Origin of the sequence: Streptomyces sp. JH002 (assembly GCF_050916115.1) — a bacterium.
In the GTDB taxonomy this organism is placed as follows: domain Bacteria; phylum Actinomycetota; class Actinomycetes; order Streptomycetales; family Streptomycetaceae; genus Streptomyces; species Streptomyces xiamenensis.
On sequence record NZ_CP087989.1, the window covers coordinates 6,227,957 to 6,242,747 of the forward strand.

The 14,791-nt window shown below is 67.3% G+C and carries 11 protein-coding genes and 2 pseudogenes; 4 read left to right on the forward strand and 9 right to left on the reverse strand.

Translation table 11 applies throughout. The features are described from left to right. Positions 1-693 precede the first annotated feature (693 nt). Entirely contained in the window at positions 694-1,107 is a 414-nt protein-coding gene (locus H7827_RS28605; protein WP_432747904.1) for a YunG family protein, read from the forward strand. Positions 1,108-1,132: 25 nt separating this feature from the next. Here the strand turns inward: H7827_RS28605 and H7827_RS28610 are convergent. The 3 genes and pseudogenes from H7827_RS28610 to H7827_RS28620 all read right to left on the reverse strand — a co-directional run. Then, positions 1,133-1,201, reverse strand: a pseudogene (locus H7827_RS28610) (ATPase); the annotation flags it as partial. Between the two features lie 343 nt (positions 1,202-1,544). After that, positions 1,545-1,763 carry a hypothetical protein gene (locus H7827_RS28615; protein WP_432747905.1) on the reverse strand — a complete coding sequence of 73 codons (219 nt, stop codon included), beginning with the start codon at positions 1,761-1,763 and terminating at the stop codon, positions 1,545-1,547. Positions 1,764-1,848: 85 nt separating this feature from the next. Next, on the reverse strand, positions 1,849-4,263 hold the full coding sequence (locus tag H7827_RS28620) for a Helicase associated domain protein (RefSeq protein WP_432748078.1): 2,415 nt from the start codon (positions 4,261-4,263) through the stop codon (positions 1,849-1,851). A gap of 1,085 nt (positions 4,264-5,348) precedes the next feature. Here H7827_RS28620 and H7827_RS28625 point away from each other — a divergent pair. The 3 genes and pseudogenes from H7827_RS28625 to H7827_RS28635 all read left to right on the forward strand — a co-directional run. Continuing rightward, positions 5,349-7,769: a Helicase associated domain protein gene (locus tag H7827_RS28625; protein ID WP_432747906.1), complete on the forward strand. Its 2,421-nt coding sequence runs from the start codon at positions 5,349-5,351 to the stop codon at positions 7,767-7,769. Positions 7,770-7,854: 85 nt separating this feature from the next. Continuing rightward, positions 7,855-8,073: a hypothetical protein gene (locus H7827_RS28630; protein ID WP_432747905.1), complete on the forward strand. Its 219-nt coding sequence runs from the start codon at positions 7,855-7,857 to the stop codon at positions 8,071-8,073. Positions 8,074-8,416: 343 nt separating this feature from the next. Beyond that, positions 8,417-8,485, forward strand: a pseudogene (locus tag H7827_RS28635) (ATPase); the annotation flags it as partial. Between the two features lie 25 nt (positions 8,486-8,510). Here the strand turns inward: H7827_RS28635 and H7827_RS28640 are convergent. From H7827_RS28640 to H7827_RS28665, 6 genes are all read right to left on the reverse strand, one after another. After that, a complete protein-coding gene (locus H7827_RS28640; protein WP_432747904.1) occupies positions 8,511-8,924 on the reverse strand; it encodes a YunG family protein in 414 nt (137 codons plus the stop codon). A gap of 748 nt (positions 8,925-9,672) precedes the next feature. Continuing rightward, a complete protein-coding gene (locus tag H7827_RS28645) occupies positions 9,673-10,884 on the reverse strand; it encodes an FAD-dependent monooxygenase (protein ID WP_432747903.1) in 1,212 nt (403 codons plus the stop codon). Positions 10,885-10,958: 74 nt separating this feature from the next. After that, positions 10,959-12,497 (reverse strand): MFS transporter, encoded by a 1,539-nt coding sequence (locus tag H7827_RS28650; RefSeq protein ID WP_432747902.1) that lies wholly within the window; start codon positions 12,495-12,497, stop codon positions 10,959-10,961. Then, positions 12,498-13,058: a TetR/AcrR family transcriptional regulator gene (locus H7827_RS28655; protein ID WP_432747901.1), complete on the reverse strand. Its 561-nt coding sequence runs from the start codon at positions 13,056-13,058 to the stop codon at positions 12,498-12,500. A 385-nt stretch (positions 13,059-13,443) separates the two neighbouring features. Beyond that, on the reverse strand, positions 13,444-13,617 hold the full coding sequence (locus H7827_RS28660; RefSeq protein ID WP_432747900.1) for a hypothetical protein: 174 nt from the start codon (positions 13,615-13,617) through the stop codon (positions 13,444-13,446). Between the two features lie 889 nt (positions 13,618-14,506). After that, a partial coding sequence (locus tag H7827_RS28665) for a dihydrofolate reductase family protein (protein ID WP_432747907.1) occupies positions 14,507-14,791 on the reverse strand: 285 nt, incomplete at its 5' end.

A 14,791-nucleotide genomic window follows, 5' to 3' on the forward strand; every position in this document is an offset into this window, starting at 1 on the left:
GCCGGGCGGGGGCCCGACCTGGTGCTCTGCCCGGCAGAGCCGCGTTATTCAGGTCATGACCTGGCCTACCACATGCCGAGTGTGATCACCGGACGGTTGCCATCGCGGATGCGGCGGCGATGCCCGTGTGAACGGGCGAGCCGAAAGGCGCCGATGGCCAGGCCACATGGAAGCACTCAGCATGCCGGCAGCCGCCCGTGACCACGGCGTCCGTCGCGGCGCGATCCGTACCGCCCTCGCCGACCTCATGCCCGACCACACCGCCATCGAGGAGGACGCCCCGGCCCCAGAGCGGCCGGTCACCCCCCGACGTGCTGGGCAAGTTCGCCGACTTCCTCCGCACCCCCACCGTCAAACCAGACAATGTGCCGAGTTGAGATCACGGGTCTGATCGTTCTGCTCCCGAGACGTGGCTGTGACGGTAGGCAGTTGGGACGGACCGCGGCCGGCTGCGCTGCCCGACCAACACGATCCTCGGAGCCCGGCACCCGGCCTACGCGATGCTCACCCACGCCGCCGCGAACCGGCCCCTGTCGACCAGTACCGGCAGCCTGCCCGACAGGTGCGGCACCGTGGTGACGACGTCCTGGACACCCACGCCCTTTCTCCACCGCCCTGACGACCCGGCTTCCCATCGGGCCCCGCAGCACCAGCCCCTCAGCGGTGTCAGTGGCCGATGTGAGGATGACGGGCATGACACCGCTGCTCTTGATTGATATCGAACGTGCTGTCCGCAGCAGTTGGGGTGCCGATACCTGTCCGTCGGAGACTCGCGCTCAGTGGAGCCCGGAGAATCCGGCCCGATGGCAGTGCCTTGTCACCACTCTGGTGCTCAACGACCTGCTGGGAGGCGAACTGGTCCGTGGCGAGGTGCGGGAGAACGGCGAGCGCACCGATTATCACTGGTGGAACCGCCTGGGCGTGGGGGTCGACATCGATCTCACCCGAGAGCAGTTCGGGGCGGACGTAATCGTCACCGAGGGGGTGATCATTCCCCGGCCGCCGACGTTCGTACGGCCGCGCGAGGAGTATGAGCTTCTCCGCGACCGGGTGGCGGCAAAGCTCGGCCAGCAGCCAGCGGTGGATGCTGCGTCCATTCCTCGTTAGCCGGCCTTGGTGGGCTCCTCGACCCGGCCCTGGCACTGGCGAGACGGTAGGAGTCGGTGCCGGTTTCGACGATGGTGCCGTTGAAGATGAGGCGACGGCGATCACCCGTCGTTCCTCGCGTCTGGTGGAGGGTGGGTGCCTTCGGCTGGGTGTTGATGCTTGAGGTCTGGTGCTGCGTCACCTGGTGCACTGGGTGGCGGCTGAGCGCCGGGTTCGGCCTGGTGGTGTGGTTGCTGTTCATGGCTTGTTTCCTTCTCGGGTCGGGGTGTTGGAGTCGACGGCGGCGGGCTTCTGGGGCTCGCGGCCGGGATCTGGTGTACTTACCGGTCGTTGGGTGTGTTGCTCACCCAGGCGGTCGGCTGGTCTTCGCTGTTGGGGCCCCAGTGGGGTTCTTCCATCGAGGCCTCGTGCCCGTTGTCCAGGACGCAGGTCCGTCTTCAGCGGCCGTGTTTGTCCGGGCAGATCCTGGTGAGGATGGCCGTGTCGCTCTCGCGCAGGGCTTGCTCGTAGTGGTCCTGGGCGGGCTGGGGGCGGGCGCTCAACTCGGTTCCCAGCTTGGTTTCCGCTGCCTCGGTCCGCGCCCGCACCTGCTGCACCTGCGGTTCCTTGTCCAACAGAGCGTCGGCGGACGCGAACAGCTCTTCCTCAGACGCCACCTTTTCCGTCTTCGCTGAGGGGGTGTTGTGCTTGTGCCGTTGTATGGCTTCCGGTATCCGCTGTTCCTCTCTGCGCCCCCGGCCGTCACGCCGCTGCTTCTTCCTTCGCTGCCCATTTGAGTCCGAGGTCGGCCAGTGTCTGGAGCCTGTCGGTGGTCAGCTTCGCGCGACGGGTCTTCTGATTGGTGATCCATACGCCGAGACGGATCTCGCCCCCGTCCTCCAGCCGCTCCACATGGCCCCTTGGGACGGTCACCGTGCCCTCGCGGGCCTTGTACTGCGCCAGGGCGGCTACGCCTCGTTCGAAGGGGCCCTGGGGTGCTACAGCGGGCTTGGCGGGTGCTTTCGGCTCTGGGGCGGGCGGGGTGATGCCGATGGCGGTCAGGCGTTGGCGCTGCTTCTCGGTCAGGGCTGTCCAGGTGCTGGGTTTGCGCTGCTTGGCGAGCCATTTGCCGATGTCCATGCCGTGGACGGTGACTCCTGGTGGGACTTCTACCGGCCCTTGTTCTTCGCGTACGAGTTCGCGCAGCGCGGCGAAGTGCCGCTGCCATTCGGCCGGCCAGGTCGGGTTCCAGTCCTCATCGATCTCAAGCAGTGCGGCTTCCCATTCCGGCTTGCCTGCGAGAGCCCCCGGGCGGCGGAGGTTGGCTAGCCACTGTCCGATGGGTTTGTCGAGCGCGGTGGCGGTGGCGGTGCGGGGCGCGCACAGGGTCCAGTGTTCGGCGTAGTAGACGCGGGCTGCGGCGAGGTTTTCCTGGAACCGTTCATCAGCGATCGACCAGACCATGCCGAGTTCCTCGAGGCGTGCCGCGCGTTTGCTGGTCATCTGCCCGGCCCCGAACGCCCGTCGCTGTTCGGCGACCCACGTCCCGAGCGGGTGTGCGCCCTCCCGGTGTTCGTACGGCACTCTCGCGTTGCCGACCCGCTCGACGTACGCCTTCAGTTTCGCCCAGCCGCGTGCCCAGTCCTGGCGTTCGGTGTCGATGACGTTGAACCTGACCCAGTCGGCGACCATCGCGGGATCACGGGGAGAAGAGAAACGAAGGAGAATACGGGCTTCTTCCTCACCTTCACCGGGTTCCGGGCCGATATATTGGGAGGGCTGCACAACGTCTTTCTGTGGCTCCTGTGGAATAGCCAGCAATTCGACGGCCTCTTCATCGTGAGCCCGCAGCCCTTCAAGGACCTTGACCAAAGGCCGGTAAGAGCCGGAGGTGAACATGTCCTCACGGTTGTCATCGGGCCCGAGGAATACCGGAACGATCAGTGACGCTACTTTCCCCTGGCCCGGTTTTTGTCGCAGGGCGCGTCCGATGGCTTGCACGATGTCGTGGGGGGCGGCTTTGGAGTCGATGAACGCGACACTGTCCACTGCTCTGATGTCGACGCCCTCGCCCAGGACGCGGCAGTTGGAGAGCACGGCCCGCCGGCCGGTGGTCCCGAAGCTGCCCAGGACCTCCCGCCGGTGTTCGGGGAGGTGTTCCCCGCACAGCCAGTCGGTCCACATCTGTCTGGGGTAGGTCTCGGGCTGGTCCGCGTGGAGCTTCGCCGCCACGCCCCCCAGGCCCTCCGCGAATGCCTGGGCCTCTATGGTCCGGTGATGGAAGGTGATACAGGTCTGCAGGCCGTGCTGGGCCATGGTGTGCAGGACGGCGGCCTGCAAAGTTCCCAGGCGCTGTCCGCGGACCTCCTCGCCGTTCCGCTCCTCGCCCATCAGCTGCCCGGGGGTGACCACCGGGTCCTGGAGTTCGAGCACGATGACCTGATACCGGGCCAGCAGACCCCGCGTGACAGCTGACGCCAGGCTGAGCTTGTACAGGACGGGGCCGAACACCTCTTCGTCGTCCATGGACGCCGCCATCTCCCTGGGCAGCGGATCCCGCACCCCCTCCGCGACCTCCCAGCGCTGCTCCCGTTCCTGCCAGATCCGCGGTGTCGCTGTCAGGTACAGCCGGCGTGCCGCCGGTACCTTCGCCTGGTCGTGGATGGCGGCCCAGGCCTTGCCCATCGACCCACTGGTGCGGTGCGCCTCATCGACCACTGCCAGGTCCACCGGCGCCAACTGCTGGCCGTAGGCGCCTTCGAAGGCTTCTGTGAGGACGCCCAACGACGCGTAAGTGGCGTAGATCGTGACCGGGCCTTCGCCGTGCCACAGCGCGAGCTGCACGGGGTTCGTTGTGGAGCGCACTCGCATGTTCCACAGATCCGGGTCGTCCTGGAGCGAGCACACCGCGACCGCCGGCCCCCTGTGTCCGACGCGGCGCCACTCCCGAGCCGTCTGCGTCAGAAGATCCAGGGTCGGCACCAGCACGAGAATACGTCCTTTCGGAAGCATCTCGCGAGCAGCGAAAGCCGCCGTGATGGTCTTCCCGGTTCCACACGCGGAAATCACCTGACCTCGCAACCCGTTGACCGGAATCCCACCGGGCGGGACATCGAGACCGCGCACGATAGCGGCGACAGTCTCAACCTGGTGAGCGCGCAGATCACTTTTCTTCATGACCATAATACAGAACCCCTTCTTCGGAATATGGCGCGCAATGAGAAAAGAAATTCAGTGCGACGAATGATGATCGGCACAAGTAGCTCCATACCCCAAACCCTACACGGCAGGGAAGCATGATGCACATTCCACGCAACAAGCCCCACACCGAAGCTGGCAGCGACCGACTCCCGCCCCACAAGCCCAGCCACCGCGCCATGTACCGCCCCCCGGCACGGACCATGACAGGTGCAGACCCGAAACAGGAAGAGGTTCGGGTGAAGCGCAGCGGAGCCCGTCAACACAGTGAGGCCAACCCCACCAAAACCCGACAACCCATCAACCCCACGGCACAGACAGCAGCCAGAAATCCCAGCCACTACACAGCCCGACACGCGATGCACCCCCTCACCGCCGCCGCCCTGCGGTGAAGCGAAGCGAAACCGCAGAATTCCGCGAAGCGGAATTCCAACACTCCATCAGGAATTCCCCGCGAAGCGGAGAATTCCATCCGGCGCAACGCGCCGGACCCGCCCGCGAAGCGGGCGGCCATCCTGCGCGCGCAGCGCGCAGGATGGCCGCCCGCTTCGCGGGCGGGTCCGGCGCGTTGCGCCGGATGGAATTCTCCGCTTCGCGGGGAATTCCTGATGGAGTGTTGGAATTCCGCTTCGCGGAATTCTGCGGTTTCGCTTCGCTTCACCGCAGGGCGGCGGCGGTGAGGGGGTGCATCGCGTGTCGGGCTGTGTAGTGGCTGGGATTTCTGGCTGCTGTCTGTGCCGTGGGGTTGATGGGTTGTCGGGTTTTGGTGGGGTTGGCCTCACTGTGTTGACGGGCTCCGCTGCGCTTCACCCGAACCTCTTCCTGTTTCGGGTCTGCACCTGTCATGGTCCGTGCCGGGGGGCGGTACATGGCGCGGTGGCTGGGCTTGTGGGGCGGGAGTCGGTCGCTGCCAGCTTCGGTGTGGGGCTTGTTGCGTGGAATGTGCATCATGCTTCCCTGCCGTGTAGGGTTTGGGGTATGGAGCTACTTGTGCCGATCATCATTCGTCGCACTGAATTTCTTTTCTCATTGCGCGCCATATTCCGAAGAAGGGGTTCTGTATTATGGTCATGAAGAAAAGTGATCTGCGCGCTCACCAGGTTGAGACTGTCGCCGCTATCGTGCGCGGTCTCGATGTCCCGCCCGGTGGGATTCCGGTCAACGGGTTGCGAGGTCAGGTGATTTCCGCGTGTGGAACCGGGAAGACCATCACGGCGGCTTTCGCTGCTCGCGAGATGCTTCCGAAAGGACGTATTCTCGTGCTGGTGCCGACCCTGGATCTTCTGACGCAGACGGCTCGGGAGTGGCGCCGCGTCGGACACAGGGGGCCGGCGGTCGCGGTGTGCTCGCTCCAGGACGACCCGGATCTGTGGAACATGCGAGTGCGCTCCACAACGAACCCCGTGCAGCTCGCGCTGTGGCACGGCGAAGGCCCGGTCACGATCTACGCCACTTACGCGTCGTTGGGCGTCCTCACAGAAGCCTTCGAAGGCGCCTACGGCCAGCAGTTGGCGCCGGTGGACCTGGCAGTGGTCGATGAGGCGCACCGCACCAGTGGGTCGATGGGCAAGGCCTGGGCCGCCATCCACGACCAGGCGAAGGTACCGGCGGCACGCCGGCTGTACCTGACAGCGACACCGCGGATCTGGCAGGAACGGGAGCAGCGCTGGGAGGTCGCGGAGGGGGTGCGGGATCCGCTGCCCAGGGAGATGGCGGCGTCCATGGACGACGAAGAGGTGTTCGGCCCCGTCCTGTACAAGCTCAGCCTGGCGTCAGCTGTCACGCGGGGTCTGCTGGCCCGGTATCAGGTCATCGTGCTCGAACTCCAGGACCCGGTGGTCACCCCCGGGCAGCTGATGGGCGAGGAGCGGAACGGCGAGGAGGTCCGCGGACAGCGCCTGGGAACTTTGCAGGCCGCCGTCCTGCACACCATGGCCCAGCACGGCCTGCAGACCTGTATCACCTTCCATCACCGGACCATAGAGGCCCAGGCATTCGCGGAGGGCCTGGGGGGCGTGGCGGCGAAGCTCCACGCGGACCAGCCCGAGACCTACCCCAGACAGATGTGGACCGACTGGCTGTGCGGGGAACACCTCCCCGAACACCGGCGGGAGGTCCTGGGCAGCTTCGGGACCACCGGCCGGCGGGCCGTGCTCTCCAACTGCCGCGTCCTGGGCGAGGGCGTCGACATCAGAGCAGTGGACAGTGTCGCGTTCATCGACTCCAAAGCCGCCCCCCACGACATCGTGCAAGCCATCGGACGCGCCCTGCGACAAAAACCGGGCCAGGGGAAAGTAGCGTCACTGATCGTTCCGGTATTCCTCGGGCCCGATGACAACCGTGAGGACATGTTCACCTCCGGCTCTTACCGGCCTTTGGTCAAGGTCCTTGAAGGGCTGCGGGCTCACGATGAAGAGGCCGTCGAATTGCTGGCTATTCCACAGGAGCCACAGAAAGACGTTGTGCAGCCCTCCCAATATATCGGCCCGGAACCCGGTGAAGGTGAGGAAGAAGCCCGTATTCTCCTTCGTTTCTCTTCTCCCCGTGATCCCGCGATGGTCGCCGACTGGGTCAGGTTCAACGTCATCGACACCGAACGCCAGGACTGGGCACGCGGCTGGGCGAAACTGAAGGCGTACGTCGAGCGGGTCGGCAACGCGAGAGTGCCGTACGAACACCGGGAGGGCGCACACCCGCTCGGGACGTGGGTCGCCGAACAGCGACGGGCGTTCGGGGCCGGGCAGATGACCAGCAAACGCGCGGCACGCCTCGAGGAACTCGGCATGGTCTGGTCGATCGCTGATGAACGGTTCCAGGAAAACCTCGCCGCAGCCCGCGTCTACTACGCCGAACACTGGACCCTGTGCGCGCCCCGCACCGCCACCGCCACCGCGCTCGACAAACCCATCGGACAGTGGCTAGCCAACCTCCGCCGCCCGGGGGCTCTCGCAGGCAAGCCGGAATGGGAAGCCGCACTGCTTGAGATCGATGAGGACTGGAACCCGACCTGGCCGGCCGAATGGCAGCGGCACTTCGCCGCGCTGCGCGAACTCGTACGCGAAGAACAAGGGCCGGTAGAAGTCCCACCAGGAGTCACCGTCCACGGCATGGACATCGGCAAATGGCTCGCCAAGCAGCGCAAACCCAGCACCTGGACAGCCCTGACCGAGAAGCAGCGCCAACGCCTGACCGCCATCGGCATCACCCCGCCCGCCCCAGAGCCGAAAGCACCCGCCAAGCCCGCTGTAGCACCCCAGGGCCCCTTCGAACGAGGCGTAGCCGCCCTGGCGCAGTACAAGGCCCGCGAGGGCACGGTGACCGTCCCAAGGGGCCATGTGGAGCGGCTGGAGGACGGGGGCGAGATCCGTCTCGGCGTATGGATCACCAATCAGAAGACCCGTCGCGCGAAGCTGACCACCGACAGGCTCCAGACACTGGCCGACCTCGGACTCAAATGGGCAGCGAAGGAAGAAGCAGCGGCGTGACGGCCGGGGGCGCAGAGAGGAACAGCGGATACCGGAAGCCATACAACGGCACAAGCACAACACCCCCTCAGCGAAGACGGAAAAGGTGGCGTCTGAGGAAGAGCTGTTCGCGTCCGCCGACGCTCTGTTGGACAAGGAACCGCAGGTGCAGCAGGTGCGGGCGCGGACCGAGGCAGCGGAAACCAAGCTGGGAACCGAGTTGAGCGCCCGCCCCCAGCCCGCCCAGGACCACTACGAGCAAGCCCTGCGCGAGAGCGACACGGCCATCCTCACCAGGATCTGCCCGGACAAACACGGCCGCTGAAGACGGACCTGCGTCCTGGACAACGGGCACGAGGCCTCGATGGAAGAACCCCACTGGGGCCCCAACAGCGAAGACCAGCCGACCGCCTGGGTGAGCAACACACCCAACGACCGGTAAGTACACCAGATCCCGGCCGCGAGCCCCAGAAGCCCGCCGCCGTCGACTCCAACACCCCGACCCGAGAAGGAAACAAGCCATGAACAGCAACCACACCACCAGGCCGAACCCGGCGCTCAGCCGCCACCCAGTGCACCAGGTGACGCAGCACCAGACCTCAAGCATCAACACCCAGCCGAAGGCACCCACCCTCCACCAGACGCGAGGAACGACGGGTGATCGCCGTCGCCTCATCTTCAACGGCACCATCGTCGAAACCGGCACCGACTCCTACCGTCTCGCCAGTGCCAGGGCCGGGTCGAGGAGCCCACCAAGGCCGGCTAACGAGGAATGGACGCAGCATCCACCGCTGGCTGCTGGCCGAGCTTTGCCGCCACCCGGTCGCGGAGAAGCTCATACTCCTCGCGCGGCCGTACGAACGTCGGCGGCCGGGGAATGATCACCCCCTCGGTGACGATTACGTCCGCCCCGAACTGCTCTCGGGTGAGATCGATGTCGACCCCCACGCCCAGGCGGTTCCACCAGTGATAATCGGTGCGCTCGCCGTTCTCCCGCACCTCGCCACGGACCAGTTCGCCTCCCAGCAGGTCGTTGAGCACCAGAGTGGTGACAAGGCACTGCCATCGGGCCGGATTCTCCGGGCTCCACTGAGCGCGAGTCTCCGACGGACAGGTATCGGCACCCCAACTGCTGCGGACAGCACGTTCGATATCAATCAAGAGCAGCGGTGTCATGCCCGTCATCCTCACATCGGCCACTGACACCGCTGAGGGGCTGGTGCTGCGGGGCCCGATGGGAAGCCGGGTCGTCAGGGCGGTGGAGAAAGGGCGTGGGTGTCCAGGACGTCGTCACCACGGTGCCGCACCTGTCGGGCAGGCTGCCGGTACTGGTCGACAGGGGCCGGTTCGCGGCGGCGTGGGTGAGCATCGCGTAGGCCGGGTGCCGGGCTCCGAGGATCGTGTTGGTCGGGCAGCGCAGCCGGCCGCGGTCCGTCCCAACTGCCTACCGTCACAGCCACGTCTCGGGAGCAGAACGATCAGACCCGTGATCTCAACTCGGCACATTGTCTGGTTTGACGGTGGGGGTGCGGAGGAAGTCGGCGAACTTGCCCAGCACGTCGGGGGGTGACCGGCCGCTCTGGGGCCGGGGCGTCCTCCTCGATGGCGGTGTGGTCGGGCATGAGGTCGGCGAGGGCGGTACGGATCGCGCCGCGACGGACGCCGTGGTCACGGGCGGCTGCCGGCATGCTGAGTGCTTCCATGTGGCCTGGCCATCGGCGCCTTTCGGCTCGCCCGTTCACACGGGCATCGCCGCCGCATCCGCGATGGCAACCGTCCGGTGATCACACTCGGCATGTGGTAGGCCAGGTCATGACCTGAATAACGCGGCTCTGCCGGGCAGAGCACCAGGTCGGGCCCCCGCCCGGCTTCCCCGTGGGCGCCAAGGCCCGCGGGGAAGCGGGGGGCTGTGGTACGACCGTGGTCAGGGCGCGGCGATGTCGATGGACTTGTGTTTGAGAGCGTTGGCCATCACGGTCCTCATCACGCGCGCGGTGACCGGGTTGCCGGTCAGTTTCTGAGTGATGCGGCCCAGGGCTATGTCGCGTCGGGTCTGAGGGACGAACATCTGCAGGCCGACGGTGAGTGCCGACTTCTGTTCGGTGGTGATGAAGGGCCGCAGCCGCTGTTCCCACTCGCGCAGCGCCCTGGGGAGCTGGCCGGGGTTGCGTTGCAGGACGGTGCCGAGGAGATCGGCGCCGGCCATGCCGGTGGAGGCGCCCATGCCGGAGTAGAGGGTCATGCACCAGGCGGCGTCCCCGACCAGGACGACGCGGGCGGTGTGCCAGGTGGGCATGATGATTTGGTGGGTGGAGTCGAAGAGGAAGTCATCGGCGTCCTCGAACTGCTGGAAAAGGTGCTCGAGAACGGGGCCGGTGGGTTCGGGGCCGAAGGCACGGCGCAGGGACTCGGCGGGCGGGCGGCGGAACTGGGCGTCCTCGTCATGGGTGCGGTAACTGACCAGCAGCCCCGGTTGGTGGTTGGCGAAGGGGAAGACCCACGCGGAGCGGCCCGGTTCGGAGAAGGTGAGGCCGTCCTGCTGCCGCAGGCCGGGGACCTGCTCCTTCAAGAAGGCTGCGGCGATGATGTGGTTCATCGGTTTCATGTACTGCGTGTCCGGCCCGAAGACCAGGCGGCGGACGGTTGAGCGCAGCCCGTCGGCTCCCACCACGAGGTCGAAGCGTTCCGTGGTCTCGGTGGTGTTCCCTTCCGTGGTGGTGCGCAGCGTGACGTTGACTGCGTCGGCGTGCTCTTCGAGGGCCACCGGAGTCGTGCCGTAGCGGATCTCGGTGCGGGGGGCGACCGTGTCGTGGAAGGCGGCCTCGATGTCGCCCCTGAGGATCACGCGAGGGCTGCCGGGTACGTCCTCGAAGTCCGGATTGGGCCGGCGGCTGCCTTTGCGGTCGATGTCGTACCTCAGGGTGGTGGGGTCGTCCCGGTGGCCGATGGCGTCGAGGACGTCCATCCGCTGCGCGGTGGCAAGGCCGGTCCCGAACAGTGCGATGAAGTAGCCGGCGGCGCGGCGCCCGGCGGCACGCTCGACGATCACGGGCTCCCAGCCGATCTCGTGCAGGCGCATGGCCGTGGCCAGGCCGCTGATACCCATGCCCACGATCAGGGCACGTGACTTGTTCATGTGAGTGGTTTCCTTCTTCCCTGCCTGGCGGTGAAGCCGCCAACCGTGGTCGTGGTGTCGGCAGGCAACCGGGGTCAGTGGGTGGCCGGCGTATCGTTCTCGGAGGTTTTGAGGCTTTTGAGGAGGTGCCAGGCAAGCGTGGCCGCGGCCAGGAGCAGGAGCGCGCCGACGCCGGCGGCCGTGGCGAGTCCGGAGGTGAACGCGTCCTGGGCTGCTGTCAGCAGTTCCTGTCCCTGGGCGGAGGGGAGTTGCTCGGAGGCCTGGACGGCGCCGGCCAGGGAGTCGTGGGCGGTGGCGGAGAGGTCGTCCGGGGTTCCGGCGGGGACCTGGAAGCGCTGGTAGATGCCCATCACGACGGAGCCGAGGGTGGCGATGCCCAGCGCCATGCCGAGTTCGTACCCGGTCTCGGAGATCGAGGCCGCGGCGCCCGCTTCCTCCTTGCGGACGCTGGAGAGGACGATGTCGTTGGCAGTGGTGAACGCCATCGCCATGCCGACACCGGTCAGCAGCAGGCAGGCCGCGATCACCGGATAGGGCGTCCGGGGGGTCAGCAGGACCAGCGGGGCCAGCGCCACTCCCATGATCGCGAGCCCGGCGGTGAGGACGGAGCGTGAGGAGGTACGCGCGACGAGGTAGCCGGCGAGCAGGCTGACGGCGATGGCACCGATGGTGGAGGGCAGTCCGGCCATGCCGGCCTTGAGCGGGTTGTAGCCCTGGACGAGCTGGAAGTACTGCGAGATGAAGTAGATCAGGCCGGCCATGCCGAGGACGGAGAGCATGTTCGCGCCGATCACACCGGAGAAGGCCCGGTTGCGGAACAGGTCGATGTCGATGAGCGGCCTGGGCAGTCGCTGCTGGCGGCGGACGAACAGCCACAGCGCGGTGATGCCCAACGCGGCCGCGATCGCCACGCTGAGGTGGAATCCGTTGGCCGCGGCCTCCTTCACGGTGTAGACCACGCCGATCATGCCGATCATGGACAGGCCGACACTGGGCAGGTCCCACGGCCCCGGGTCGGGGTTCTTGGCCTCGGGCAGGAGCGCGGCTCCGGCCGGGATGAGCAGCAGGACCACGGGGATGTTGAGGAGGAAGACCGAGCCCCACCAGAAGTGCTCCAGCAGGACGCCGCCGACGAGGGGGCCCAGGGCGCCGCCGCCGGCGGTGGCCGCGGTCCAGATGCCGATCGCGGTGCGGCGCTGGAGCGGGTCGGGGAACAGGGCCCGGATCAGGGAGAGGGTGGAGGGCATCAGGGTCGCCCCCGCCACGCCGAGCAGGGCGCGGGCGACGATGAGCATCTCGGCGGTGGGGGCGTAGGCGGCCAGGAGTGAGGCGGCGCCGAAGAATCCCGCGCCGATCAGCAGTAGTTTCTTGCGGCCGACGCGGTCGCCCAGGGTGCCCATGCTCACCAGCAGGCCGGCCAGGACGAAGGAGTACACGTCGCCGATCCACAGCATCTGCGTGGAGGTGGCGCCCAGGTCCTGGCTGATGAAGGGGATGGCCATCGCCAGGACGGTGCCGTCGATGACGATCAGCAGGACGGTCAGGACCAGGACGCCGAAGCCGAGCCAGCGCCGCAGGGTGGTTATGGAGGTGTGGTCGGAAGTGGTGGTCATCTACGTGTCCTGCGCGTCCTGGTCGTTGTTGCGGGCTCCGGAGAGCACCATCTGGGTCACCATGCGGATGAAGTCACGCTGGGCGCAGCGGCCGCTCTGCACGGCCCATGCCGCGCCTGCGACGAGGCTGTAGAAGGCTTCGGTGAGCCAGGTCGCGGTGAGGCCGAGGGTGAATTCGCCGGACCGCTGTCCTCGCTCGAAGAGCGCCCGGATCGTGGCGTCGACCTCGTCCCAGACCGGGTGGACGTGCGGGACGTCGTCCTGGCTGAAGCTGTAGAGCAGCGCTAGGAAGGGGGCGCTGTCTTCGACGGCGATCACCAGGCGGCGCACCGCGCTGGTGCCGCTGCCCTCGGTGGTGCGGGCGCCGGTGACCGCGTCGAGGAGTTTCTGTGCGGCCATGTCGGACAGGGCCTGCAGCAGTTCAGTGCGGCCGGCGAAGTGCCGGTGGAGGGTGGCCCGGCTGACCCCCATCGCCTTGGCAATCTCGGGGATGGTGGCGTTCGGCCGCCTGCCCAAGAAATCGGCCGCTGCGAGCAGCATGGCTTCCCGTTCATTCGTCATGAGATGAACCTACCTCAGGTGAGACGATATTGTCTCACTCGAAACGTGTGAGACGCATCCCCCGGACAAGGGCGCTGCCGCGCCCGGAAGGGAGCAAACACGGACAGGACGAAGCTCCCGCTGGACGTCAAAGCGGGGGCGGTGGGCCTGGCCGCCGCCGTCTGCCTGGACACGGCCGGCACACGGGCCACCGTCCAGGCGACGATGAGGCCGACCGCGCGGCGCAGGTGGAGGCACGCGCGCACCGCGAGAGTGGACAGGACCGGATGCGGGCAGAGCGGGTCTCCAGACCCAGCGGTCGGGCGCGGCACGACCAGTTCCCGACGGAGTGATCCTCAGCGTCCTCAGCAATGGGTTCCGGACGGCCTCAGACAGCCGAAGCCTGTCAGCTCGGCCCGTTGATCGGGATCGCGATCACAGTCGTGTCGCCGCTGAACAGGGCCACAGGAATGTTGTTCTCGAAGTCGATGTCGATGCCGTCGGCGGTGGCCGTCGCGGCCGTGCCGGCAAGAACGGCGGCAGCCAGCGCGCCAGCGGCCAAAGCGGACCGGGCACGCATTCGGCACCTCTTCCACTTCCAGGACCCCATCTCATGAGGCCCCCGTCCACCGGACCCAATACGCCAGCAGGCACCCGTTCGCGGAAGATCCCCCGATCGCCCCGAACAGCCATCCACACCACCAACAGAGAAAATGCCGGGCGTCATGGTCAGCGGCATCCGAACAGAGCACGGCAACCGGCCCCTTGCCCAGACCCAAGAAGTGCCACCGGCTGGTCCAGGGCCTGGCGCGCAGTGCCACCGGCGCAGCCGTCACGAACAGCAACTGCCCTGCAAGCAGCGACAGCGGCCCCACGGGCGGCGTCCCGGCGCCGCCCCCGTGACATCGCAGGAGCGGGGATGATGGCCTGCTCGCACACCCCCTGATGCCGGGCCCCCAGGCTGCTGGACGTGACGTACCCCGGGCCCCGGAAGGGCACGCCGCACAGCGGCCACGACCGGACACCGCTCAACCGCGGCACCGCGGAGCGGGCCGTGCCAGGGCTTGACCAGGCTGGTCAACCACAGGTCAGCACCACTCCCCCACCACTCAGCCCAAGACCGGACCCGCCCAGGACGACGGGAAAGCAGCCCCGGGGCACCCCAACGGCAAACCCCGGAAACGCAGCACGACAGCATCCTTGAACACAAGACCTGGGGAAGACGGGCACAACAGCCAGCCAGGAACAGCACGACGGCCGGCACGGAGGAGGCAGGAGCAAGGAACCCTCCCCCAGCAGCCAGCCGCGGACGGGTTGGCCGGGACGGGACAAGCGGCCCAGGGCGCAGCAGCAGCTGACGGCGGGCGGTGCTGGGGTCATACAACCGCGAGATGAGCCCGGAGGCACAACCGCCGCTTCTCGCCTGCCCCGGCCCGGCCGCGGGCAGACGAGACACCGGCCGGTGAGGCTCAGCGGGTCCGGTAGCGCGCGTAGATCATTCCGCTGCTGAAGGCACGCTCCTCGACCAGTTCGAGATCAAGGCGAACTCCGTCCGGGAAGAAACGCTTGCCGCCACCGACCACGCTCGTGGTGATGAACAAGTGGTACTCGTCCACCAGGCCCGCCGCGATCGCCTGGGCCGCGAGGGTCGGGCCATCGACGATGAGGTCGTGATCGGACCCGGCCTTGAGCTTGCGCACCGCGTCCGGGTCGAAGGTCCCCTCGATCCTGGTCCTCACACTGGACACCGATTC

What these genes read in the sequence shown, in the direction of transcription:
- H7827_RS28605 (WP_432747904.1), top strand. Translation starts at nt 694, where the DNA reads ATGACACCGCTGCTCTTGATTGATATCGAACGTGCTGTCCGCAGCAGT.
- H7827_RS28620 (WP_432748078.1), bottom strand. Translation starts at nt 4,263, where the DNA reads ATGAAGAAAAGTGATCTGCGCGCTCACCAGGTTGAGACTGTCGCCGCT.
- H7827_RS28625 (WP_432747906.1), top strand. Translation starts at nt 5,349, where the DNA reads ATGGTCATGAAGAAAAGTGATCTGCGCGCTCACCAGGTTGAGACTGTC.
- H7827_RS28640 (WP_432747904.1), bottom strand. Translation starts at nt 8,924, where the DNA reads ATGACACCGCTGCTCTTGATTGATATCGAACGTGCTGTCCGCAGCAGT.
- H7827_RS28645 (WP_432747903.1), bottom strand. Translation starts at nt 10,884, where the DNA reads ATGAACAAGTCACGTGCCCTGATCGTGGGCATGGGTATCAGCGGCCTG.
- H7827_RS28650 (WP_432747902.1), bottom strand. Translation starts at nt 12,497, where the DNA reads ATGACCACCACTTCCGACCACACCTCCATAACCACCCTGCGGCGCTGG.
- H7827_RS28655 (WP_432747901.1), bottom strand. Translation starts at nt 13,058, where the DNA reads ATGACGAATGAACGGGAAGCCATGCTGCTCGCAGCGGCCGATTTCTTG.
- H7827_RS28660 (WP_432747900.1), bottom strand. Translation starts at nt 13,617, where the DNA reads ATGCGTGCCCGGTCCGCTTTGGCCGCTGGCGCGCTGGCTGCCGCCGTT.